This window comes from Amorphoplanes digitatis, from assembly GCF_014205335.1.
Classification (GTDB): domain Bacteria; phylum Actinomycetota; class Actinomycetes; order Mycobacteriales; family Micromonosporaceae; genus Actinoplanes; species Actinoplanes digitatus.
This window is the reverse complement of sequence record NZ_JACHNH010000001.1, coordinates 5,501,925-5,523,654: the sequence shown is the minus strand read 5'-3', so window position 1 is coordinate 5,523,654 and position 21,730 is coordinate 5,501,925. Positions and strand designations below refer to the sequence as shown.

25 protein-coding genes are annotated in these 21,730 nt (G+C 72.7%); 13 read left to right on the top strand and 12 right to left on the bottom strand.

What is annotated here, in order from left to right:
- The first annotated feature begins 299 nt into the window (after window positions 1–299).
- Window positions 300–1,118 (top strand): ATP-binding protein, encoded by an 819-nt coding sequence (locus tag BJ971_RS24225; RefSeq protein ID WP_184995518.1) that lies wholly within the window; start codon window positions 300–302, stop codon window positions 1,116–1,118.
- A 6-nt stretch (window positions 1,119–1,124) separates the two neighbouring features.
- Here BJ971_RS24225 and BJ971_RS24220 read toward each other — a convergent pair whose 3' ends face one another.
- The 7 genes from BJ971_RS24220 to BJ971_RS42265 form a co-directional block, all read right to left on the bottom strand.
- A complete protein-coding gene (locus BJ971_RS24220; RefSeq protein WP_239087658.1) occupies window positions 1,125–2,276 on the bottom strand; it encodes a S8 family serine peptidase in 1,152 nt (383 codons plus the stop codon).
- The gene (locus BJ971_RS24215; RefSeq protein ID WP_184995516.1) at window positions 2,276–3,064 is read right to left on the bottom strand and encodes a hypothetical protein; all 789 of its coding nucleotides are present in this window, start codon (window positions 3,062–3,064) and stop codon (window positions 2,276–2,278) included. The genes BJ971_RS24220 and BJ971_RS24215 overlap by 1 nt, the downstream gene beginning before the upstream one ends.
- 29 nt (window positions 3,065–3,093) lie before the next feature.
- Window positions 3,094–3,399, bottom strand: a complete 306-nt coding sequence (locus tag BJ971_RS24210; RefSeq protein WP_184995515.1) for a hypothetical protein — start codon at window positions 3,397–3,399, stop codon at window positions 3,094–3,096.
- A 54-nt stretch (window positions 3,400–3,453) separates the two neighbouring features.
- On the bottom strand, window positions 3,454–4,095 hold the full coding sequence (locus BJ971_RS24205) for a YbaB/EbfC family nucleoid-associated protein (RefSeq protein ID WP_184995514.1): 642 nt from the start codon (window positions 4,093–4,095) through the stop codon (window positions 3,454–3,456).
- A gap of 122 nt (window positions 4,096–4,217) precedes the next feature.
- The gene (locus tag BJ971_RS24200) at window positions 4,218–4,475 is read right to left on the bottom strand and encodes a hypothetical protein (RefSeq protein ID WP_184995513.1); all 258 of its coding nucleotides are present in this window, start codon (window positions 4,473–4,475) and stop codon (window positions 4,218–4,220) included.
- A 38-nt stretch (window positions 4,476–4,513) separates the two neighbouring features.
- Window positions 4,514–5,173, bottom strand: a complete 660-nt coding sequence (locus tag BJ971_RS24195; protein WP_275411388.1) for a response regulator — start codon at window positions 5,171–5,173, stop codon at window positions 4,514–4,516.
- Window positions 5,170–6,345, bottom strand: a complete 1,176-nt coding sequence (locus BJ971_RS42265; RefSeq protein WP_184995512.1) for a sensor histidine kinase — start codon at window positions 6,343–6,345, stop codon at window positions 5,170–5,172. The genes BJ971_RS24195 and BJ971_RS42265 overlap by 4 nt, the downstream gene beginning before the upstream one ends.
- Window positions 6,346–6,461: 116 nt before the next feature.
- Here BJ971_RS42265 and BJ971_RS24185 point away from each other — a divergent pair, with 116 nt between their 5' ends.
- The 12 genes from BJ971_RS24185 to BJ971_RS24130 all read left to right on the top strand — a co-directional run bounded on the left by BJ971_RS24185 (window position 6,462) and on the right by BJ971_RS24130 (window position 15,846).
- Window positions 6,462–7,160, top strand: coding sequence for a GAP family protein (locus tag BJ971_RS24185; protein WP_184995511.1), 699 nt, complete (start codon window positions 6,462–6,464; stop codon window positions 7,158–7,160).
- 110 nt (window positions 7,161–7,270) lie between these two features.
- Entirely contained in the window at window positions 7,271–7,453 is a 183-nt protein-coding gene (locus tag BJ971_RS24180) for a hypothetical protein (RefSeq protein WP_184995510.1), read from the top strand.
- A 140-nt stretch (window positions 7,454–7,593) separates the two neighbouring features.
- Window positions 7,594–8,163, top strand: coding sequence for a hypothetical protein (locus BJ971_RS24175; RefSeq protein WP_184995509.1), 570 nt, complete (start codon window positions 7,594–7,596; stop codon window positions 8,161–8,163).
- A gap of 2 nt (window positions 8,164–8,165) precedes the next feature.
- Window positions 8,166–8,306 carry a hypothetical protein gene (locus BJ971_RS24170; protein ID WP_184995508.1) on the top strand — a complete coding sequence of 47 codons (141 nt, stop codon included), beginning with the start codon at window positions 8,166–8,168 and terminating at the stop codon, window positions 8,304–8,306.
- On the top strand, window positions 8,300–8,845 hold the full coding sequence (locus BJ971_RS24165) for a S26 family signal peptidase (protein WP_184995507.1): 546 nt from the start codon (window positions 8,300–8,302) through the stop codon (window positions 8,843–8,845). The genes BJ971_RS24170 and BJ971_RS24165 overlap by 7 nt, the downstream gene beginning before the upstream one ends.
- Window positions 8,846–8,864: 19 nt before the next feature.
- Complete coding sequence (locus BJ971_RS24160) at window positions 8,865–10,328, top strand: lactonase family protein (RefSeq protein ID WP_184995506.1); 1,464 nt, start codon at window positions 8,865–8,867, stop codon at window positions 10,326–10,328.
- A gap of 34 nt (window positions 10,329–10,362) precedes the next feature.
- Window positions 10,363–11,271: an ABC transporter ATP-binding protein gene (locus tag BJ971_RS24155; protein ID WP_184995505.1), complete on the top strand. Its 909-nt coding sequence runs from the start codon at window positions 10,363–10,365 to the stop codon at window positions 11,269–11,271.
- Window positions 11,268–11,870 carry a hypothetical protein gene (locus tag BJ971_RS24150; protein WP_184995504.1) on the top strand — a complete coding sequence of 201 codons (603 nt, stop codon included), beginning with the start codon at window positions 11,268–11,270 and terminating at the stop codon, window positions 11,868–11,870. The genes BJ971_RS24155 and BJ971_RS24150 overlap by 4 nt, the downstream gene beginning before the upstream one ends.
- Before the next feature lie 135 nt (window positions 11,871–12,005).
- Window positions 12,006–12,767, top strand: coding sequence for a hypothetical protein (locus BJ971_RS24145; protein ID WP_184995503.1), 762 nt, complete (start codon window positions 12,006–12,008; stop codon window positions 12,765–12,767).
- A gap of 149 nt (window positions 12,768–12,916) precedes the next feature.
- Window positions 12,917–13,654, top strand: coding sequence for a hypothetical protein (locus BJ971_RS24140; protein ID WP_184995502.1), 738 nt, complete (start codon window positions 12,917–12,919; stop codon window positions 13,652–13,654).
- 237 nt (window positions 13,655–13,891) lie between these two features.
- Window positions 13,892–14,914 carry a M15 family metallopeptidase gene (locus tag BJ971_RS24135; RefSeq protein WP_239087652.1) on the top strand — a complete coding sequence of 341 codons (1,023 nt, stop codon included), beginning with the start codon at window positions 13,892–13,894 and terminating at the stop codon, window positions 14,912–14,914.
- Window positions 14,915–14,967: 53 nt separating this feature from the next.
- On the top strand, window positions 14,968–15,846 hold the full coding sequence (locus BJ971_RS24130) for a GNAT family N-acetyltransferase (protein WP_184995500.1): 879 nt from the start codon (window positions 14,968–14,970) through the stop codon (window positions 15,844–15,846).
- 47 nt (window positions 15,847–15,893) lie between these two features.
- Here BJ971_RS24130 and BJ971_RS24125 read toward each other — a convergent pair whose 3' ends face one another.
- The 5 genes from BJ971_RS24125 to BJ971_RS24105 form a co-directional block, all read right to left on the bottom strand.
- Entirely contained in the window at window positions 15,894–17,060 is a 1,167-nt protein-coding gene (locus BJ971_RS24125; protein ID WP_184995499.1) for a serine hydrolase domain-containing protein, read from the bottom strand.
- Window positions 17,061–17,177: 117 nt separating this feature from the next.
- Window positions 17,178–19,118, bottom strand: coding sequence for an acyl-CoA dehydrogenase family protein (locus tag BJ971_RS24120; RefSeq protein ID WP_184995498.1), 1,941 nt, complete (start codon window positions 19,116–19,118; stop codon window positions 17,178–17,180).
- Between the two features lie 63 nt (window positions 19,119–19,181).
- Window positions 19,182–20,174, bottom strand: coding sequence for a DMT family transporter (locus BJ971_RS24115; RefSeq protein WP_239087659.1), 993 nt, complete (start codon window positions 20,172–20,174; stop codon window positions 19,182–19,184).
- A gap of 130 nt (window positions 20,175–20,304) precedes the next feature.
- Window positions 20,305–21,120, bottom strand: a complete 816-nt coding sequence (locus BJ971_RS24110) for an alpha/beta fold hydrolase (RefSeq protein ID WP_184995496.1) — start codon at window positions 21,118–21,120, stop codon at window positions 20,305–20,307.
- Window positions 21,110–21,673 (bottom strand): TetR/AcrR family transcriptional regulator, encoded by a 564-nt coding sequence (locus BJ971_RS24105; RefSeq protein ID WP_184995495.1) that lies wholly within the window; start codon window positions 21,671–21,673, stop codon window positions 21,110–21,112. The genes BJ971_RS24110 and BJ971_RS24105 overlap by 11 nt, the downstream gene beginning before the upstream one ends.
- Between the last annotated feature and the right edge of the window lie 57 nt (window positions 21,674–21,730).

Genomic DNA, 21,730 nt, shown 5'->3' with positions numbered 1-21,730 from the left:
GGGGGAGCACCGCAGGACAGTCGAGTCATCTGTTCAGGGGTTCCGGAGCGGACCGACCCTGCGCGGTACACCTTCACCGCTCCGGACACGAATCTGGGGTGCGGAACTCTACATTGAATTCGGCGGGTTCGCCGGGCGTCGCATCGAGGGATCTACCCGCCGCGAATACCACATATGGGCGATAGCCCGGCAAGGCGGCACGGGGCTAGGCTCAGAACCGCTGTCATTGCCGAGATCCTTGCTGCTCAAGAAGCGGGCAGCGCACCTGTTCCTGGGGTGCCCGCCGCTCTGGAGTAGACATGCCCGTGGAACTGAAGCCGCCGTACCTGATCAATCACGCCCCGGAACGCGGAGACGGCCGGGTCGCGGTCACCGCGGACGTGGCCGGCGCGGTGATCGAGGTAGCGGTGCACGGCCGCTGGAATCCGTCGTTGCGGATGGACGCGTGGGCCGCCGTGAGCAAGTGTTTCGCGCAGCATCCCCCGATGGTCATCGTCGACCTCCACGACCTGGGCGACCCGCTGGCCGCCAGCGCGCCGGCCTGGTGGACCATGGGCGCGACGGGCGCGGCGATGCACCCGCCGGTGTCGGTGGCGGTGTGCCTGCCCACGGCGACGGCCCTGGCGGCCCGGCTCAACCGGATCGGCGTCAAGCGGCAGCTGTCGATGTTCGCGACAATGCCCGAGGCCCATGTCGCGGTGACCGGCCGGGCGCCGATGGTCAGCCGCGTCCAGCTGGAGGTGCCGCCCCGGCCCGACGCGGTGGCCCGGGCCCGGGACCTGGTCGGCGAGGCCTGCGAGACCTGGAGCCTGCCCCGGCTGCTGGGCCCCGGCCGCCTGGTCGTCGCCGAGCTGGTCGCCAACGCCGTCGAGCACGCCGGCACCGACGCCACGGTCACCGTCCGCCGCCGCGGCGGCGGGCTTCACCTGGCCGTCAGCGACGGCGACCCGCGGCTGCCGAGCCTGCTCGACCCGCCACCGCCGGGCCGGTCGGCGCCGGACGGGCGGGGCCGCGGCCGTGGCCTGCGCGCCGTGCACGCCGCCACGATCGCCTGGGGCGCCCTGCCGACGGCCACCGGCAAGGTCGTCTGGGCCGTGCCGCGCCCCGACCCGGCCTGAGCCGGGTCAGGCCGTCCGGGAAGCGCGGCGCCTGCGCCGGACGAGGACGAAGGCTACGAACGCGGCGGCGAGCACAGTCACGGCCGCGACCGCGACCGCGGCGACGATGATCGCGGCGCTCCTGGCGCCGGAGCCGGACGACGACGGTGGTCCCGGGTCGCCGAGCGGGTTGACCGGCACGTCGGGCATCTCGGCGGTGACCGCGGCGTTCGCGTCGACGATGCCGTGCCCGTAGGCGTCGTCGGGGCCGGGGGCGCCGCCGTCGGTGGCGGTCCGCAGGATCCTGTTGACCACGTTCGCGGCCGTCAGGTCCGGTGAGCGCGACCGTTGCAGCGCCACGACGCCGGTGACGAGGGCGGCGGCCACCTGGTCGCCGTCGGGTATCAGCAGCGGGCCGTGGCCGCTGCCGTCCTTCGCGCCCGGATCGAGGCCGATGATCCGATCGCCCTGGCCGGCGGTGACGGGGTCGGGGCCGGGAGCGCGCAGCGTCACCCGGTTGTCGGGCCGGACGCCCGCGGGCAGCGCACCGTCGCGGCCCACACCGCCGACGAGGAGCACCCCCGCGCGCTGCCGTGGCGGCAGCCGCGCGCCGTCGTGCAGCGCCATGACGACCACGACGTCGTGTGCCAGGGCGTACCGGATGCCGTCGAAGTTCTGGCCGAGGCGGTCGAACGGGGCCTCGGCGACGTTGATGACGTCCACACCCGAGTCCACCAGCCAGCGCATGCACAACTCGGTGTCGTCGGCCGGCCCGGGGCAGATGATCGGCCTGACCTTCGCGCCGGGCGCGACGCCCAACTGCCCGGTTCCGCCCTGCGCCGTCATGAGGCCGATCCGCGCGGTGGCGGTGTCGTCGGCCAGCGGGTAGTCGGCGGGCGCCTCCTCGACGTCGTCCAGCAGCCCGCCGTCGACGCGCATCGCCGGCAGCACGCTGTCGCCGAGATCGGGGTGGCCGGCCGGGAGGCCGTTGGTGAGCAGGCCGATGGTGACGCCGTCACCCCGGGCCGCCCGCTGCGCCTCGGGGACGTGGATCTGGTCGAGGTACCACTGCTCGCTCCGCGGGCTCGCCGCGGCCGGCGTCGCCGGCAGCGCCACGGCCGCGACGACAAGCGCGATCGCGGCGGCGGCGCGCACCGGCCCGCGCGGCGCCCGCCGCATCACATCGTGACCATCTGCGGCCAGGAGTCGCCCAGCTCGCCGGTGACCTTCTTGGCGTCGACCATCTTGTTGACCACCTCGGTGACGTGGTTGACGCCGTTCTCCAGCCCCTCATACATGGCGTTGACCGCGATCTGGACCAGCTCGCCGCTCTTGCCGATCGCCTCGAGCGCGCCGACGACCGTCGCCGCGTCGACGATCGCCGCGCCGAGGGCGCCGGCGATGTCGAACAGGGGCTTGAACAGCGAGACGATGTAGGCGGCGTTGGCGGCGGCGAGCTCGGCGAGCCAGCTCGCCATGTCGCCTCCGGCGGCGGCGAGCCCGTCGATCGCCTTGACCTGGATCGGCACCCGCTGGTCGTACGCGCGCTTCGCCGGGCCGTCCCAGTTGTTGACGTTGATGGTGTATTGCGCCGCGGTGTCCGACATCGCCGTGACCGGCGCGTGCACCCGGTCGAGCCAGTCGAACGCGCGGGTGATCAGCGAGAAGACCGGGATGCCCTCGTCGAGGATCTTCTTCACCAGCGCGAGGACCTCGACGACGGCCTTCTTCAGCCGCTCCATGGCGTCGTGCACCTTGTCGCCGTAGAAGTGCGCGGCGGCGATGCCGCCCAGGCCGCCCAGCCAGCTGACCTTGCCGAGGTCGGAGAGCGTCCCGTTGACCGTGCTGATCAGCTTGTCGAGGGCGTCGCCGGTCTTGCGGTGCTGGTCCGCCACCTTCTCCGTCGAGTCCTTCAGGGCGGTGCCGGCATCGTTGATGTTCTTACCGTCGCCGGGCGGCGGGGCCATCGGGAATCACTCCGTTCGCGGTAGGGCTGCTATTTGCCGTAGATGCGGCTCAGGTCGTAGGCCTTCTTGCCGTCCGTGGCCTCGTATTCGTCGTGCGCGCGGTGCAGGGCCTCGTCGATCTGCTTGAACTCGGTCGCGGCCTCGCCCGCCAGCTTCGACACGAGGTGCCAGACGCCGTCGTAGGCGTTCTTCGCCGCCTGCGCGGTGATCGGGTTGTTGGTGAAGAAGGCCGTCACCTGGAGGGCGAGGTCGTCCACCTGCCGCTGGACCGCCGTCATGTCGGTCGAGAGCGCCGACCATTTGGCCGCCTCGTCCAGCAGGGCCTGCTTGACCACGCGAGTCTCATCGGGGCTTCCCGCCATCAGGACCTCCGTTCTGTTCGGATCGGGTCAGCCGCGGGCCCGCGCGGCGGCGTGGAAGGCGCCGAGCGCCTCCCGCGCGAGGTCGCCGTTCGCGGCCATGGCCGGCAGGCGGCTCAGCAGCACGCGGATGTCGTGGATCTGGCCACTCTGCACGGTGATCTCGATGAACCCCGACGGGCCGGTCACCGTCGCGTCGTGGTGCTCCGGGGCACGGACGTCCGGGTTGTCGCCGTAGAGCTGGAGCATCTCGATCTGCCGCAGCTGGTCCTGCACGTCGCCGAGCAGCTCGTCCGGCGCGAGGTATCGGCGGCGGTGCGAGCGCAGGTCGTCCTCGGCCCGCCGCTCCAGGTCGGCCCGGTCGACGTCGCGCTCGGCGTCCTCGAACGCCCGCGCGCCGGCGGTCAGCAGGTCGCACACCGCCTCGCCGTATGCCTGCATGAGGGCGCCGCCGAGGCGCTCGCGGGCCAGCCGCTGGTCCCACCGCGGGTCGAAGTGGACCCGCTCGACGCGCTGGCGACCGTCGACTGTGACCGCAACGGTCCCGGAGCCGTCCCGGCCCTCGAATCGCGCACCCGGCCGGACCGTGGCGCTCGTGGCCTGGCTCAACGTGCGCAGCTCGACGCTGACGCGCCGCAGCCGCGAGAAGACGTCATCGTGGGGATGCGCCATGATCCGTCGTTCCGCCTTCCGCGCTCGCCGGAGCGGCCCTCGCGCCGCACCGCCAGGACGCTACTAGTAAACGGCCGGTCGACGCTGCCCCGCCCGTACCGTCTGGGGATGGCGCCGGGGACTCAGTCCCGGCGGCGCAGACAGATCAGCTTGCCGCCGGCGTCGACGGCCACCGTCTCCCAGCCGCTGCTCTCCAGCAGCTCGGCGGCGGACAGCAGGACGTCCACCCGGCCGAGGTCGCTCGGATGGATCTTGGTGTCGGCGTAGTACGACGACAGCGCGATGACCAGGTAGATCAGCCGGAAGGGGTATCCCTCGAGCGAGACCCGACCATAGAGGACATCCTCGGCCTCGAAGATGCGAGGAGGGCGCGGCAACATCGCACCAATATCTCATCAGCCGTCAACCGCTCGGGCGCTCAGGCGAGGCCGGCCTCCTTGGCGAGGATCGCGGCCTGCACCCGGGAGGAGCAGCCGAGCTTGGCGAGCACCCGGGAGACGTGCGTCTTCGCGGTCGCCTCGCTGATGGACAGCGCCGCGGCGAGCCCGGCGTTGGACAGTCCGCGGCCCAGCGCGGCGAGCACGTCGCGTTCGCGTTCGGTGAGGATCTCGAACGCCGGTGGCGCCGGCGGCGGCGACGGCGCGGGCCCGGCGGAGACGAACGCGGTGAGCAGCCTGCGGGTCACCTCGGGCGCCAGGAAGCCGTCGCCGGCCGCGACCCGGCGTACGGCGTCGATCAGGGCCGCCGGCTCGACCGACTTGAGCAGGAAGCCGGCCGCGCCGGCGCGCAGCGCGCCGAACAGGTAGTCGTCGAAGTCGAAGGTGGTGAGGATCAGGACGTCGGCGAGCCCGGCCGAGGTGATCGCGCGGGTGGCGCTGATGCCGTCGGTGCCGGGCATCCGGATGTCCATCAGCACGACGTCCGGGCGCAGCGCCGTCGCCTGGCGCACCGCGACGGCACCGTCCGCCGCCTCGGCGACCACGGTGATGTCGGGCGCCTGCTCCAGCATCAGCCGCATGCCCGCCCGGATGGCGGCGTGATCGTCGGCGACCACGACCCGGATCGGCCGGTCGTTCACGGCGTCTCGGCCGGGCGCAGCGGCAGCGACGCGCGTACCAGGAAACGGTCGTCGTCGCGGCCGGCGGTGAGCTCGCCGCCCAGCAGGGCGGCCCGCTCGCGCAGCGACACCAGGCCGGTGCCCGAGCTGAGCGCGTGATGGTCGACGCCGCCGGCCCGGGTCAGGGTGTTGGTGACGGTCGCGGTCACCCGGTCACCGGCCCGGCGGACCTCGAGGCGAACGTCCGAACCCGGTGCGTGCTTGCCCGCGTTGGTGAGCGCCTCCCGCACGATGCGGTACACCGCGTGTGACACCACCGCCGCGATCCCGGGCACCTCCGCGGCGTGGGCCTCGATCCGCAACCCGCCGGCGGCGGCCTCCGCGACCAGGTCGGGCAGGCGGTCCAGGCCGCCCGGGAGGGTGGGGTCCGCCGCCGCCGGGTCGTCGGCGCGCAGCAGCATGATCATGGAACGCATCTCCTCGAGGGCGGCGAGGCTGCTCGCGCGCACGGCCTGGATGGTGGCCCGGTCCCGCTCGGTGTCCGGCGGCCGGGCCAGGGCCGCGCCGGAGTGGATCGCGGTGGTGGACAGGTGCGCGGCGATGACGTCGTGCAGGTCCCGGGCCATCGCGGCGCGCTCGGCGAGGACGGCCTCGCGGGCGGTCCGCTCGGCGTCGAGGGCGCCCAGTTGCCGCTGTTGGCGGATGTTGGCCGCCCACCACAGCGGCACGAACAGCAGGGTGGTCAGCTGCAGGCCGATGAAGACGGCGATGCGCAGTTCGCCCGCGGCGAGCCCGCCGACGACGCTCGCCGTGCCGATGACCACGAACACCGCCGTGGTCAGCGCCGCGCGGGCCCGCGCGGAGGCGAACTGCCCGGCCGAGAAGAGCAGGTCGAACAGGACCAGCACGAGCGCGACGCTGCCACCGAGCGCGATGTCGGCGGCGGCCGCGACGACGCCGGCACCGAGCGCGAGCATGGGATGGCGGCGCTTGCCGAGCATGGCGAGGCAGCCGGCGGCCAGCAGGACCGTGTGCCACCAGGCCGGTGCGCCGGCGAGCCGGCCGGCCTCGGCGAAGGACCAGACATCGGTCAGGCCGACCAGGTTGAACGCGTACCCGGCGGCGAAGGTTCCCGCCGCGGTCACGACGTCCTGGAACCGGGTGCTGCTCCGCCAGCGCGCTCTCACCCCCACCCGCCCATCTCACCACGCACCGCCCGGGCGGGCGTCCGGCGAAGGATGTACGCCCGGCGTACCCGGCCATCCTTCGGGCGACGCGGCCGGTGCCGCGCGCACGGCAGGGTGCCGGCATGGACCTCGCGCTCCTCGGCTCGCTTGCCGCACTCGCCCTGATCGACTCCACCAGCTTCGGGACCCTGCTGATCCCGATCTGGCTGCTGCTGCGACCCGGCCCGGCGCGTGCCGGCCGTATTTCGATCTTCCTGGGTACGGTCGCCGCGTTCTACTTCGCGGTCGGGCTCGCCGTCGCGCTGGGTGCCGGCGCCTTCCTGCCGCGGATCGGCGGCCTCCTCGGCACCCGCCCGGTGGCGTGGGCCCAGCTCGTCCTCGGCGTCGCGCTGTTCTTCGTGAGCTTCCGGCTGGACCGCGGCAGGCGGAAGTCCTCCGGCGGCGGCCGCCTGATCCGCTGGCGGGAACGCGCCCTCGCCGACCGCGGCGGCGTCGCGGGCCTCGCCGGCCTGGCGCTGGCGGCGGCCGCCGCCGAGGTGACGACAATGCTGCCGTACCTCGCCGCGATCGGGCTGCTGACCACCTCCGGGCTGGATCCGGCGGGGGTCGCGCTGGTCATGGCCGGCTACTGCCTGTTGATGATCGTCCCCGCGCTGCTGCTGCTCGCGGCGCGGCTGGCCGCGGGGGACCGGGTCACGCCGCTGCTGACCCGGATCAGCGACTGGATGGTCAACAGCAACGCGCTGGCGTGGATCGTGGGCATCGTCGGCTTCCTGCTCGCCCGCGACGCCGCGTTCCGGCTCGGCCTGATCGGCGCCTAGGCCCTAAGCGGACGAACCGCCCGGAATCCCTGGCGCCGGCGGCGGCGGATGGGCAGCATGAAGGGGACGCGGACACCGTCCGCGCAGACCGAGTCCCGCGGAGGTTCGCCATGGCGGACGGCACGGCTGTACCGCAGCCGGATGGTGACGACTACGAGTACGACGAGGCGCACGACGCCGACGTCCGCGCCCAGCAGCCCACGGATCCGCCGCCGGTGCGCATGCCGGAGGGCATCCACGTCACCGATACCGACGGTGACTACGGCTATGACAGCGCACACGACCTGAGCTGAGCTGAGCTGAGCTGAGCCGCCCCCAGATACTTGCCGCCTCCTTGAAGCCCGGTTGAGGCTGCGTTGACCTGCGCAGCCGACTTCTTCCCTCGACAGCACCGGATGGCACGCAGGGCTCCGGTCTAGGGAAGGACGTTCTGATGCAGGGTGCAGTGGGCATTGTCGCGGCGGCCGCGACGGTTGTCGGCGGGATCGCCGTCAGCTCCGGCGTGATGTGGCAGGCGTCGAGCGCAGCCTTCACCGCGTCGACGAGCAACGCGGCCGACGCGTGGAACGCCGGCACGGTCGGCCTCGCCGACGACGACACCAGCACGGCGATGTTCACCGCGAACAACCTGCGGCCCGGCTCGACCGGCTCCAAGTGCATCAAGCTGACCTACAACGGCAGCCTGTCGGGCTCCGTCAAGCTGTACAGCAGCGCGGTGTCCGGTGCGCTGGCCCCGTACGTCGACCTCGTGATCGAGGAGGGCACCGGCGGCGACTTCGGCACCTGCACCGGCTTCACGCCGACGGGTACGGACTTCACCGGCACCCTTGCCGCGTTCGGCACCGGCAAGACCGACTTCACCACGGGCGTCGGCACGTTCGCGCCGTCCGGCCCGGCCCAGACCAGGACCTACCGCTTCAACTACACCGTGAACGCCGCCACGCCGGACGCCGCGCAGGGCACCGGCGCGAACGCGACCTTCAACTGGCAGGCGGCGAGCTGACCATGAACACCGTACTTCTCGAACCCCCGCCGGCGACCATCACGGTCCCCGCCGACACCGCGAACCGGGACCACTCGGGGCCCGAGGCGCCGGGACGCAGGTACAAGGGGCGCCACCGGGCGCGCAAGGGCGCGCCGTGGTGACGATGCGCTGGTCGCTCCCGCTGGCGCGGCTGGTCGCGATCGGCCTGCTGGCGGCGGGCGCCGCGGTCGTCGCCTGGTCCGTCCTCCCGCTCTCCTGGGGCTGGAGCTCCGCGGTGATCGTCAGCGGCTCGATGGGCCCGCGGGTGCACCGCGGCGACGTGGTGATCTCGTCCCCGCCGGCGCCGGACTGGCGGCCCGCGGTGGGCCAGGTGGTCACCGTGCCGGACGCGCTGCACCCCGGCCAGACGGTGACCCACCGCGTCGTCGGGTTCGACGAGCGGGGCCGGCTGATGACGCGCGGCGACGCCAACGGCAGCGACGACTCCTTCCACACGGCGCCGGAGCAGGTGCGCGGGATCGCGCGGCTGCTCGTGCCCCGGGTCGGCCTGGCGACGCTGCTGATGCGCGAGGGGAGCCCGGCGATGTTCGTGGCGCAGAGCGCGGCGGTGCTCGCCCTGCTGGCGCTGGCGCTGCGGCTGCCGGTCGTGCCGCGCCGCTGGGCGGGAAGGTTCAAGTCCGGCGCCCTCCTGCCGACGTAGTCCCGGTGGGAGGACTCTGATGGCTGGCGACACACCGCGGGCGCGGCGCGGCCTGCGCGCCGGGCTGGCGCTGCTTGCGGTCCTCGGCCTGGTCGGCCTCGGCCTGCTGCCCACCAGCATGGCCGCCTTCTCGGCCAGCACCTCGAACCCCGCCTCCTCGTTCACGGCGCGCGCCACCTTCGGCCTGACCCAGACGGCGCCGTGCTTCAGCTACGACGGCTCGGGCGGCTGCACCGCGGCCACCGCCATCGCGGCGGGCCGCAGCGCGGTGGTCAGCCCGGACGGCAAGCACGTCTACGTCGCCACCAGCTACAGCCCGGACAGCATCCGAAGCGGCGTGGCGGAGTTCTCCCGCGACGCCGTGACCGGGGCGCTCACCCAGATCGGGTGCCTCAGCAACGGCACCCTCGCCGGCTGCACCGCGGTGCCCGGCGCCCTCAACGGCGTGCAGGACGTCGCCATCAGCCCGGACGGCCGGCACGTATACGCCGCCGGCGCCACCAGCTCGACGATCACGGCGCTCAGCCGCGACCCGGGCACCGGCGTGCTGAGCGCGCTGGCCGCACCCAACAGGTGCCTCTACCACAGCGCCGCGACCGCCGTCACCGGCTGCGCCTCGGGCCGCGTCCTCGACGGCGCCGGCGGCGTCGCCGTCAGCCCCGACGGCGCGTTCGTCTACGTCGCCTCCAGCGTGTCCGACTCGGTGACGGTCTTCGCCCGCGACTCCGGCACCGGCGCGCTGACCCAGCTCGCCGGCACCGCCGGCTGCGTCACCAACTCCGCGGTCGGCGGCTGCGCGACCGGCAAGGGCCTCAACGGGGCCGCCTATCTGCACCTGTCGCCCGACGGCGGCAGCCTCTACGTGGCGTCGTCGGGCAGCAACGCCGTCGCGGTGTTCCAGCGCGACGCCGGCACCGGTGTGCTCACCCAGCCGGCGGCGCCGAACGCCTGCGTGTACAACAGCGGCTCCACCGCCATCACCGGCTGCACGGCCGTCAAGGGCCTCACGGGCGTGAAGAACGTGGCGATCGCGCCCGACGGCCGCACCGCGTACGCGATGGCGGTCTCCGGTGACAACCTCGCCGCGTTCACCCGCAACACCGGCACCGGCGTGCTCACCCAGGTCGCCGCTCCGAACGCGTGCCTCTACCGGGTCACCGTGATCACCGGCTGCACCGCCGCCAACGGGCTCGACGGGCCGTCGGCCATGGCATTCAGCCCGGACGGGCTGTTCGCGTTCGTCGCCGCCTCCGCGTACAACGCGGTGCTGGCGTTCCGGCACGACAACACCACCGGAGTGCTCACCCAGCTGACCGGGAACGCCGGATGCCTCAGGGTGAGCGGCACCGGCAGCTGCGCCGCCGGTCTGGGATTGTCCCGGTCCAACTCCGTCGCGACGAGCCCGGACGGCCGCGACGTGTACGCGGTCGGCGGCAACGTCAACTCCACCGGCTTCGTGGTCCCGCTGAACCTCGCACACTGAGCAGGCGTGACATCGCGTGCCAAGATGGCGCGCGATGATCGAATTGATCGAACTGACCAAGTCCTACGGGCGGGTCCGCGCCGTCGACGACGTGACGTTCTCCGCCGTCCCCGGGCGCGTGACCGGATTTCTCGGGCTCAACGGCTCGGGCAAGACCACCACGCTGCGGATGCTGCTCGGCCTGACCCGGCCGACGTCCGGCACGGCGCTGATCAACAAGGTGCGGTACCGGGAGCTGAACCACCCGGCCCGGCAGGTCGGCGCCGTGCTGGAGCAGGGCATCAGCCATCCGGGGCAGAGCGGGCGGGCGCACCTGATGACCCAGGCGCTGCTCACCGGCGCCGAGGTGTCCCGGGTCGACCCGCTGCTGGAGCAGGTGGGGCTCGAGGCCGCCGCCGAGCAGCGCTGCGGCGACTACTCGCTCGGCATGCGGCAGCGGCTGGCGGTGGCGACCGCGCTGCTGGGTGACCCGCCGGTGCTGGTCCTCGACGAGCCGGCGAACGGGCTGGACCCCGAGGGCATCGCCTGGCTCCGGGAGCTGCTGCGCGATCATGCCCGCAGCGGCGGCACGGTGCTGATCTCCAGCCATCTCCTGGCGGAGCTCGCCCAGCTCATCGACGATGTCGTCATCATCTCGCACGGAACCGTGCGGTACGCGGCGCCGCTGGACGAGCTGTACGGCTCGGCGTCGTCGCGGCTGCGGATCCGCGGCCGCGATCCGCAGCTCCTGTCGCGCGCGTTCGAGCAGGCCGGGGCCCAGGTCGGCACGGACGGGGATGTCCTCGCGGTGACCGGCCTGACGCCGGAGGACGCTGGCGAGATCGCCTTCGAGGCCCAGGTGCCGATCTACGAGCTGGCCACGGACTCCCCGAACCTCGAACAGATCTTCCTCGACCTGGTGAGCGCCGCGGCGCCCGCGGCAGCCGAGGAGGAGGTCCGATGATCGCCGTGGTGCGCAGCGAGCTGTACCGCCTGTCGACCGTCCGGTCCAGCGCGTTGTCGTTGGCGGTCTTCGGCGCCTTCGGCATCGTCCTGAGCATGATCGGCACCGACATGTGGGCGCTGCTGGCCGGGGTCGGCGCGTTCGGGTTCGGGGTGACCGGCGTCTCCCAGCACTATCAGCACCGGACGGCCGTGCTGCAATACCTGGCCCGGCCGCGGCGGATCCTGGTGCTGCTCGGGCAGCTCGTCACCGCGGTGATCGTGAGCCTCGGCTTCGCCGCCGTGAGCGGCGTCATCGTGCTCGTGCAGGGCGACCGGGAGCGGTACCTGATCACCCTGCTGGTCGCCCCGCTGATGGCGGTGCTCGGCGCCGCCGCCGCGGCGATCGTGCGCAGCGCCACGTTCCTGTTCATCGGCTTCGCGGCCTGGGTCCTCTTCGTGGAGGCCATGTACGGCAAGATGCAGGAGCCGCTGCCGTTCTCGGCGTACCTGGACGCGGCGACGGGCGACGTCCGCAAGCTGCTGATCCTGCTGTGCTGGACCCTGGCGACGATCGTCGGCGCGATCTTCGCGATCCGCCGCGACCTGAGCGGCGACTGACCGCACGTCACCGGCCGGCGTGGGCCGCTCTTTGATCGTGGCAAACACAGAGCGCCGGTTGAGGTGTGCTTGACCTTGGCCGGGCATTGTTGGCCACGTCAAGGAAGTCGGGGACGTGAAAGGGAACCAAACATTATGAAGTCATCCCGCCTGATCGCCATCCTGGGTGCGGCCATCGCCGGCACCCTGCTGGTCGCTCCGCAGGCGGCGTCGGCCGCCGCGGCACAGGCGCCCGTCGACGAGGTGCCCAACGCCCCGATGGGCCTCCAGCAGCTGCGCTCGGCCACCGACGCCACCCAGACCGACGTGTACTGGAAGCCGGCGACCTACGCCACCAAGTACCGGGTCAAGGTCACCGACGGCGTCACCACGGTCTCCAACCAGGTGGTGCCGGCGACCCAGGCGCTCACCAACGGCCTGTACCACGTGAGCGTCTCGACGCCGAACAAGTGCTCCACCTACAAGATCACCGTTCGGGCGGAGGACGCCATCGGCCAGGGCGCCGCGGCCGGCGTCACCGAGAAGTCGCTGGTTCCGACGATCGTCACCAAGGCCCGCGGATACCGCAGCGCGGACCGGACCAAGGCGACGTTCGAGATGGCCTCCCCGCAGTGGAAGGGCTACCTCGTCGCTCCCGGCGGCGGCGCCAAGGGCGACAACCTGAAGAAGCCGACGATCGCCGTCAGCACCACGCTCCAGCTGGTCCGGCTCATCGACAACAAGGTGATCAACACCGTCACCACGACGCAGACGGGGTGGACCACCGCCAAGGTCTCCAAGACCTACACCTCGCTGGACACCAAGCGCGCCTACGTGCTGCGGGTGACCACGTCCAACGCGTGGGGCGGCTGCTCCCGCGCCGACGGCAAGATCCTGATCAACCCCGTACCCGCCTGAGATACCCCCCAGAGAAACGGCCCGGCATCCGCCGGGCCGTTTCTCGTTGTGCCGGGATCTTGAAGGAAGCCCAGAGCCGCGCTTGAGCGCGGGTTGAGAGACCGGCCCGATTGGCTATGTGTCAGCAGGAAGAAACAAAGGAGAAGTTCATGAAGATGTCGCGCCTCGTGGCCGTGCTCGGTGTGGCCGTGGCCGGCACCGTCGTGGTCGCCCCGCAGTCCGCTTCCGCCGCTCCCTCCTACCCGCCGGGTCACCTGATGGGTATCGAGGCCAGCCGCGGCGGCTCGCAGGGCCAGACGACCACGGTGAAGTGGACTGCTCAGGTGGACGCCACCCAGTACCGCGTCGTCGTGCTCGAGGGGTCGAAGAAGAGCGGCGAGTACGTCGTGCCGGGCGGGGCCGGCACCGGGAAGCTGAGCCTCACGGTCCCCACCGTCGACAAGTGCTCGTCCTTCCGCATCAACGTGTACCCGGAGAACGCGAACGGCGTCGGCGCGCACCAGAGCTACTGGATCGGCACCCTGATGCCCACGGTGATCGTCAAGGCGAGGGCGAAGCGCCTCCCCGACGGCAAGACCGCGGTCTTCTCGTACGACTACCCGCAGTGGCCGGGCTACGTGGGCGACGCCAAGACCGGACCGCGCCGGCCGGACCCCGCGCACTGGCCCGTGAGCGTGCAGTTCAAGCCCACCCTCGTCAAGATGGTCGGCAACCAGGTGATCAACCAGAGCCTGCTCCCGACGTACAACCCCGCCACCAAGCTGCGCGACATCACCGTCAAGGACCTCGACCCGAAGCGCGCGTACGTGCTGAAGATGAGCACCTCGAACGGCTGGGGCACCTGCGCCCGCGCCGACGGCAAGATCCTGCTCAAGGCCGGTAAGTAAGTAGCATCCGGCAACCGGCCCGCTACCCAGGCGGGCCGGTGCTGCACCCGCCGGTCGCGAGACTCGGCTGGACGACCTGGGGCTCTACGGTCCGCCCGGTACGGCTTCCGCCGCCGGGCGGACCGCTTCGGCATGTGACCGTCCGGTGATGTGCCGCCGCCCCGCGCCGACGTCCAGGCCGAGGAGCGCACAGCGATGACGACCCGACCGCAAGCCCGATCACGGCGGTATTCCGCCGTGGCCATCATCGCGGCGCTGGCCGTCGCCCTGACGGTCGCCGGACCGCCCAGCCCGGCATCGGCCAAGGTGCCGACGGCAGCCAAGCGGTGGTCGTCGCTGATGTACCACAGCCTCACCCCGACCAAGGAATACGTGGCGCTCCGCAAGAAGCTCGCCTCCCAGCGGATCACCATGGCGAAGCGGGCCGAACGGGTACCCGTGCGCGAGGCCGAGCACGAGGCCGCGCAGACGGCCGTGACGAAGGCCGTCACCGCCGACGCGGGCCCCCGTACCCGGTACGCGCTCGCCCGGGAGGAACTGGCCAGCGCGAGGAACCGGCTGACCGTGGCGACGCAGCTACGGCCGAAGAACGCCGCAGCGGTCACCGCGGCCAGGAACGCCGTCACCGCCGCGGCCGAGACGGCGTCCGCCCGCCGCAAGGAGGCGGCCACCGCCGCCGCGGCGTTGAAGACGGCGCAGGCCACCGCCCGGACCGCCACCGTCGAGCTGGACAAGTCGATCACCGCGTTGGAGACCTCCAAGAAGGCGGTCCAGACGAACCAGCGCAGACTCAAGGCGCTCGACAAGTCGGCCGAACTGCGCGCCGACGCCGCCGCGACCAGCCGGGACGTGGTCACCGCCGTCCGGGGCAAGTTCGCCGTCGCCGACACCACCACCGTCAACGGCATCCGGGTGCACAGGAGCGTCGCGTTCGCGTTCCGCCGGATGCTCAGCGACGCGAAGGCCGACGGCGTCGTGCTGTCCGGCGGCGGGTTCCGGACCAAGAAGCGGCAGATCGAACTGCGGAAGATCAACGGCTGCCCGGACATCTGGACCGCGCCGGCCTCGTCGTGCCGGGTGCCGACGGCGATTCCCGGCCGGTCGCTGCACGAGCTGGGCCTGGCCATCGACATCACGTCCGGCGGCCGCACGCTCACCCGCGACAGCGCCGGGTTCGCCTGGCTGGACGAGCACGCACACAAGTACGGCTTCGTGAACCTGCCGTCCGAGGCCTGGCACTGGTCGATCACCGGCGGATGACCGGCAGGCCGCCGCCCGTCTCCTGACCGGCCGGGGTCCGGAAGAATGGCCGGATGACCATGCGCATCACGCCGTTGACCGACCCCAACCGCGGCCCGTCGAGCTACCGGCTGGCCTGGCTCGCGGCCGGCGGGGACGGGCGGCCGCTCGGCACGGCCTTCCTGCGGGTACCCGCGGTCGGCGACTCGGGCGAGGTGGAGCTCCACGTGCACCCGGCCGAGCGGCGCGCGGGCGTCGGCACGCGGCTGCTCGAGACCGTCGCCGGTGCGGCCGGCGAGCTGGGGCTGCACGGCGTGCTCACCGAGGCGGTGCCGGAGGACTCGGCGGGGGACCGGTTCTGCGCGGCGCGCGGGCTGCGGCGGGTGCTGGCGCTCACCTACACCCGGCTGGAGCTGGCCGGCGCCGATCCGGTCGCGGATCCGGTGCCCGGCTACCGGCTGGTCCAGTGGGAGGGGACGGTGCCGGACGATCTCGCGGAGACGTTCGCCCGGTCACGCCGGGCGATGGACGACATGCCGATGGACGACGCGGGCCAGGTACCGCAGCCCTGGAACGTCGAGCGCCTGCACGCGATCGCCGACGCGGTCGCCAGGCGCGGCGAGACGCTGTTCACCGTCGCGGCGGTGGCCGCGGACGGGGAGATCGCCGGCTTCACCGAGCTGGTGGTGCCGGGCGACGGCACGGGCGACGGTCAGCACTACGGCACCGGGGTGCTGCCCGAGCACCGCGGCCACGGCCTGGCCCGGTGGATGAAGGCGGACGCGATCAGCCGGGCCCGGTCCCGCTTCCCCGGGCTCGCCGGGCTGCTCGCGGACACCGCGGACAGCAACGTGGCGATGCGCCGGACGAACGACGCGCTCGGCTACCGGCCGACCCACCGCAGCGTGCTCTACCGCCTGGATCTGGCCGCCTCCATTCCCGACGAATCGTGACGGGGATGCCGGCCCGGGCGCCGGGCCGGCATCCCCACGGTCGCCGTCTACGCGGGTCCGCAGATCACGTCGTCCATGAGCCGGAAGGTGCGCCGGGACACCGCGGCGGCCGGCTCCTCGTCGGCGAGCTGGGTGGACAGGGACAGCACCGCGACGCGGTCACCGTCCGCGTCGACCGCGTTCGCCGTGCTCATGCCGGGCACGTCGCCGCCGTGCGACCAGTAGCCGCCGCACCGGTTCGGGATGAACATGATGCCGAGGCCGTAGCGCGCGCCGGGGATGTAGTCCTGGAACGTCTCGGCGAGCACCGTCTGGTGCAGCTGCGCCATCTGCCGCGGCTTGAGCAGCCGGCCGCGCTGGAGCGCCTGCCAGAAGCGCGCCAGGTCGGTCGGCGTCGTGATCAGACTGCCGGCCGCGTCGGCGACGGTCGGGTTGAACCGGGTGGTGTCGTGCAGGGCGCCGCCGGGTGCCCACTGCTGGTAGCCCTTGGCGTGCGGCGCCGGCAGGTACGGGCGGTCGCCCGGCTCCGACGTGTGGCTCAGCCCGAGCGGCCGCAGGATGCGGGCGCGTACCTCGGTGGCCCAGGCCCGGCCGGTCGCCCGCTCGATGATCATTCCGGCGAGGATGTAGTTGGTGTTGGAGTAGTCCCAGCTGGTGCCGGGCGCGAAGCCGGGCTCGTGCTTCGTCGCCAGGGCGACGAGGTCCTCCGCCTCGTAGTGGTCGTAGCGGTGCGCCAGGTAGTCCTCCTGCGAGCCGAGCGCGGTGATGTCGCCGGTGTAGTTGTAGAGCCCGCTGGTGTGCTGGAGCAGGTTGCGGACCGTGATCCGGCGGCCGTCGTTGCCGTTGCCCGTGACGAGCCCGGGCAGCCACCGCTCGACGGTGTCGTCAAGCGACAGTCGGCCCTCGCCGACGAGTTGCAGGACGACGACGGACACGAACGTCTTGGTGTTGCTGCCCATCCGGAAGTGGCCGTCGAGCGGCACCGGCGACCCCCGCTCTTGGTCGCCGACGCCGGCCCGCGCGCGGACGGTGTCGCCGTCGACGCGGGTGAGCCCCTGCACCCCGGTGATGCCGAGGTCGTGCAGGTCGTCGAGCGCGGCCTGAAGCCGCCGGCCGTCGTGTGCCGTCGCGGCGGTGGCCGGCACCGTGGTGCCGGCCACCAGGGCCGCCGTCAGTGCGGCGGCCAGGCCGAGTCGGCCGAGGTGTTTTCGCATGTCAGGCCCCCTCCAAGGGATCCAGGCGAACCAGGAGCCTTGACCGTACGAAGCCCGTCGATGCGTCTCCAGCCGGTGATCCCCCCAACCGGGGTGGGGCTAACCCCCGTAAACGCCTCAGGCCGGCGGTATCCGCCGGCGGACGTCCTCCGCCGTGGTCGGCCCCGGCTCCCACGTGGACACCCAGGCCCCGTCGCCCGGCGGCAGGATGATGCCCTCCTCCAGGAAGGCGTAGCGGCCGTCGAGCACGCGCCGGGCCACCTCGACGTCCGGTGCGTCGGTGTTGTCCCAGAGCGCGGTGAAGAGCGCCTCGATCCGCAGCCGCGCCTGCCGGCAGAAGACGTGTGCCAGCTCGACGCCCTCGGGATGCGTCTGCCGCTCGCCCTGTGCGCGCACGCAGACCGCCGACATCGCGAACAGCTCGGCGCCGATGTCGACGACGCGGCCGAGGAAGCCCTGCTTGCGCTCCAGCTTGCCCTGCCAGCGCGACATCGCGTAGAAGACCGACCGGGCGAGCTTGCGCGAGGCCCGCTCGACGTACCTCAGGTGCGCGGCGAGGACGCCGAACTCGCCGTAGCCCTTCGGCAGCTGGCCGCGGCCGACGGCCAGGGTCGGCAGCCACCGCGCGTAGAACGCGCCGGCCCGCGCCCCGGTCTTGACCTTCTGACCGGCCCCGGCGTCGGGGTCGATGATGTCGCCGGCGACGGAGAGGTGCGCGTCGACCGCCTCGCGGGCGATGAGCAGGTGCATGATCTCCGTCGAGCCCTCGAAGATGCGGTTGATCCGCAGGTCGCGCAGGATCTGCTCGGCCTCGACCGCGCGCTCGCCGCGGGCGGCCTGCGACTCGGCCGTCTCGTAGCCCCGGCCGCCGCGTACCTGGATCAGCTCGTCGGCGACCAGCCAGGACATCTCGCTGGCGAAGAGCTTGACCAGGGCGGCCTCGATGCGGATGTCGTTGCGGTCGTCGTCGGCGATGGTGCAGCAGAGATCCAACATGGATTCCATCGCGTACGTCGTGGCGGCGATGAATGCGATCTTCTTGGCCACGGCCTCGTGCTGCCCGACCTGGCGGCCCCACTGGACCCGCTCCGCCGACCACTCCCGGGCGATGTTGACCGACCACTTGGCCGCGCCGAGGCAGAGCGCGGGCAGCGACAACCGGCCGGTGTTGAGCGTGGTCAGCGCGATCTTGAGGCCCTTGCCCAGGCCGCCGATGAGGTTCTCCGCCGGCACGAACACGTCGTGGAACCGGGTCACGCTGTTCTCCAGCCCGCGCAGGCCGAGGAACTCGTTGCGCCGCTCCACCGTGATGCCGGGCGCCTCGCCCTCCACCACGAACGCGGTGATGCCGCGGTCGGGCACCCGGGCCATCACCACCAGCAGGGTCGCCAGCGTGCCGTTGGTGGCCCACAGCTTCACCCCGTTGAGCCGGTAGCCGCCCTCGACGGGCTCGGCGACGGTGCCGAGGCGCGCCGGGTCGGAACCGACGTCCGGCTCGGTGAGCAGGAACGCGGACACCTCGCCCGCCGCCAGCCGGGGCAGGAACGCCTTCTTCTGCTCGGCGGTGCCGAAGAGCTTGAGCGGCTGCGGCACCCCGATCGACTGGTGCGCCGACAGGAGCGCGCCGAGGGCGGGGTTCACCGAGCCGATGAGCGTGAGCGCCTTGCAGTAGTGCAGGTTGGACAGCCCGAGGCCGCCGTATTCCTTGTCGATCTTCATGCCGAAGGCGCCGAGCCGGGCCAGGCCGTGGAAGACCTCGTCGGGGATCCGGCCCTCCCGCTCGATGCGCACACCGTCCACCTCGGCGCGGAGGTACGCCTCCAGCTTGGCGAGGAAGTCGTCGGCGTCGGTGGAGGATTCCGCGGCCTGCCAGGGATCGATCAGATCGAGCCGGAACCGTCCAAGGAACAGTTCCTTCCCGAAGCTCGGTTTGCGCCACTCGGACTGGCGAGCGGCCTCGGCTACCTGTCGCGCCTGCTTCTCGGAGACGTCGGCCGGCTTGGTCACGGTTACCCCCTTGACCTGGGTACGGCTGGCACGCCCCGTGAAGATGCTCATCCCCGCCGGGGCCTGGCAAGCGCCACGTTACCCACGGGTGTTACCGGAAGGTAGTCGTCTGCGCTATTCGTCTGTTCGCGCGTCTTGCGCTTTCCCGCCGTCTGTCCAGGCATTTCCCGGCCGCACGCCGGCCGGGGCGGCCCGCCGGCGTAGCCGCAGGCCCTGCGAGACCGCGACGCCGGCCAGCACGATCGCGGCGCCGGCCGGCTGGTTCCAGTGCAGGTGCTCGCGCAGGACCAGGACGCCGACCAGGACGGCGACCACCGGCATCAGATAGGTCACCGACGTCGAGGTGCTGGCGCCGGCCACCCGGATCACCTGGAAGTTGAGCACGAACGCGATGCCGGTGCCGAGGGCGCCGAGCGCCAGCACGCAGAGCAGCACGTCGGTGGAGAGGCCGGTCGGGTCCGGCGGCGGGCCGGCCAGCAGCGGCGCCGCCACGGCGAGCATGGCGAGGGCGGCAAGCAACTGCGCCGCGGCCATGGAGACGCCGCTGCCGGCGCGCCCGGCGATGAACTTCTTCTGGTAGGGGATCGCGACCGCGTAGCACATCGCCGCGCCGAAGCACATGAGCTGCCCCGTGAGCTGGGCGCCGCCGACGCCGCGCCAGACGCCGAGCACCACCAGCACGCCGGTGAAGCCGATGCCGAGGCCGGCGGCCCGGCGCACGGTCATCCGCTCGGTGCGGAACAGCAGCACCGCCAGCGGCAGCGCGACAAGCGGCGTCGCCGCGTTCCAGATGCCGGCCAGCACCGAGGACACCCGCTGCTCGCCGAAGCCGAACAGGGTGAAGGGCAGCACCACGCCGAGCAGCGCGACCACCGCAAGGTGTCCCCACAGCCGGGCGTCCCGCGGCAGCCGGTCGCGGGTGACCGCGAGCACCGCCAGCAGGATCAGCGCGCCCGCGGCGACCCGGCCGAACGTGAGCCACAACGGGTGCAGCTCGCGGACGCCGACCTTGATGAACAGGAAGCTGGTGCCCCAGATCGCGGCGAGCACCAGGAAGTGGGGCAGCCACCGGCGCAGCGCGGCGGGAGCGGCGGCGGGAGCGGCCACGGGTGCGCCGGCGAGGGGTGCCTGAACGTCAGGACCGGTTTGCGTTGTCACCCCTGACACTCTGCCGAATGGGTACGACAAACTCGCGCGGTTTTCCGACCTGGATGCCCTGGGAACGGTGTGTTCTGCGTTACGCACCGGCCCGGGTGTGCCGGCGCAGGAACGGCAGCGCGACGGCGAGGAACTCCCCGGGCGCCTCGGCGTACGGCGCGTGCCCGGTCGGCAGCGGCGACCAGGTCGCGTGGGGGAGCAGGCGGCGGGCACGGCGGCCGTCGCGGCCGAGCAGCGGGTCGCGGGTTCCCCAGGCGAGCAGGGTCGCGACGGTGAGGCCGCCGGCGGCCGCCCGCAGGTCGTGCGCGGGATCGTTGAAGCTGCGCCAGATCGCGGCCTCGACGGCGATCGCCGCCGGGTCGTCGCGGCGCGCGTCGTCGCGGGCCAGCATCTCGGCGACGGTCCGGTTCCGGCGGCGCAGGTAGCGGCGGCTGAGCCGGCCCGCGAGCAGCCGGGTGGCCGCCTCGGTGCCCTTGACGCGGACGAAGGCCCTGCCGGGCGGCGTCGGCCGGGTGAACCCGCCGCTGTTGACGAGCACCAGGGCCCGGACCCGCCCGGGGTGCTCCAGCGCGAACCGGACGGCGCAGTAACCGCCGACGCTGTTGCCGATGAAGGCGGCGTGCTCGATGCCGAGCGCGTTGAGCACCTGCGGGACGAGGAGGGCGTAACCCATGGCGGTCGCCGAGGACGGCGGTTGCGGCGGTGGCGATTGGCCGTAGCCGGGCCAGTCGACCGCGTACACGGTGAAGTGCTCGGAAAGGGCGGGCAGGACGGCCGAGAAGTCCCGGCTGTCGCCGGGGTTGGCGTGCAGGAGCACGACGGCCGGTCCGGAGCCGGAGCGGTGCACGACGACGGGCCCGGCGGACGTGGGCACGGTCGCGGGGTCACGGTGCATGCGATCCCCGCCCTCCGGGCAGGAAGCCGGCGAGCGCGTCGCGCAGCGGCGCGATGACGGCGTCGCGGGCCGACTCGGCGACGGCGACCTCCGCCGCCATGACCACCCACAGCTGGGCGGCGGCCTCGGCGCCGGGCCGGCCGAGCGCGGCGAAGTCGGCGGCGGCGAGCGCGGTGAACTGCGCGTTGCGCCGGGTGATCTCGGCGCGGACGGCCGGTTCGGCCCGCGCCTCGACGAGCAGCGCGCGCGTGCCCTGGTCGCGCCGGCAGCCGTCGAGGTACGCCGTGGTGGCCAGCAGGAGCCGGTCGCGACCCGGGCTCAGGTCGCCGATGGCCGCGGAGATGTCTTCGGCCAGCCGGTCGTGGAAGCGGCGGTGCAGCTCGACCAGGAACCCGGCGCGGTCGCCGAAGTGGTGGAAGAACGTGCCCTTCGCGACGCCGGCCGCCGCGACGACGCGGTTGACGCTGACCTGGCCGAGTCCGTCCTCGTGTGCCAGCGAGACGCCGGCGGACAGGAGCGCGTCGCGCTTGGCGTCGGGATCGCGGGTGCGCATCCCCGGACCCTAGCTATTGACCGACCGGTCGGTCAATAGCCTGCCTGTGCGACGATC

Coding starts and splice junctions, on each gene's coding strand:
- BJ971_RS24150 (WP_184995504.1), top strand. CDS start 11,268: ATGATCGCCGTGGTGCGCAGCGAGCTGTACCGCCTGTCGACCGTCCGG.
- BJ971_RS24185 (WP_184995511.1), top strand. CDS start 6,462: ATGGACCTCGCGCTCCTCGGCTCGCTTGCCGCACTCGCCCTGATCGAC.
- BJ971_RS24170 (WP_184995508.1), top strand. CDS start 8,166: ATGAACACCGTACTTCTCGAACCCCCGCCGGCGACCATCACGGTCCCC.
- BJ971_RS24155 (WP_184995505.1), top strand. CDS start 10,363: ATGATCGAATTGATCGAACTGACCAAGTCCTACGGGCGGGTCCGCGCC.
- BJ971_RS24105 (WP_184995495.1), bottom strand. CDS start 21,673: ATGCGCACCCGCGATCCCGACGCCAAGCGCGACGCGCTCCTGTCCGCC.
- BJ971_RS24175 (WP_184995509.1), top strand. CDS start 7,594: ATGCAGGGTGCAGTGGGCATTGTCGCGGCGGCCGCGACGGTTGTCGGC.
- BJ971_RS24130 (WP_184995500.1), top strand. CDS start 14,968: ATGACCATGCGCATCACGCCGTTGACCGACCCCAACCGCGGCCCGTCG.
- BJ971_RS24110 (WP_184995496.1), bottom strand. CDS start 21,120: ATGCACCGTGACCCCGCGACCGTGCCCACGTCCGCCGGGCCCGTCGTC.
- BJ971_RS24200 (WP_184995513.1), bottom strand. CDS start 4,475: ATGTTGCCGCGCCCTCCTCGCATCTTCGAGGCCGAGGATGTCCTCTAT.
- BJ971_RS24215 (WP_184995516.1), bottom strand. CDS start 3,064: ATGGCCCCGCCGCCCGGCGACGGTAAGAACATCAACGATGCCGGCACC.
- BJ971_RS24205 (WP_184995514.1), bottom strand. CDS start 4,095: ATGGCGCATCCCCACGATGACGTCTTCTCGCGGCTGCGGCGCGTCAGC.
- BJ971_RS24180 (WP_184995510.1), top strand. CDS start 7,271: ATGGCGGACGGCACGGCTGTACCGCAGCCGGATGGTGACGACTACGAG.
- BJ971_RS24225 (WP_184995518.1), top strand. CDS start 300: ATGCCCGTGGAACTGAAGCCGCCGTACCTGATCAATCACGCCCCGGAA.
- BJ971_RS24120 (WP_184995498.1), bottom strand. CDS start 19,118: ATGAGCATCTTCACGGGGCGTGCCAGCCGTACCCAGGTCAAGGGGGTA.
- BJ971_RS24140 (WP_184995502.1), top strand. CDS start 12,917: ATGAAGATGTCGCGCCTCGTGGCCGTGCTCGGTGTGGCCGTGGCCGGC.
- BJ971_RS24220 (WP_239087658.1), bottom strand. CDS start 2,276: ATGCGGCGGGCGCCGCGCGGGCCGGTGCGCGCCGCCGCCGCGATCGCG.
- BJ971_RS24125 (WP_184995499.1), bottom strand. CDS start 17,060: ATGCGAAAACACCTCGGCCGACTCGGCCTGGCCGCCGCACTGACGGCG.
- BJ971_RS24160 (WP_184995506.1), top strand. CDS start 8,865: ATGGCTGGCGACACACCGCGGGCGCGGCGCGGCCTGCGCGCCGGGCTG.
- BJ971_RS24145 (WP_184995503.1), top strand. CDS start 12,006: ATGAAGTCATCCCGCCTGATCGCCATCCTGGGTGCGGCCATCGCCGGC.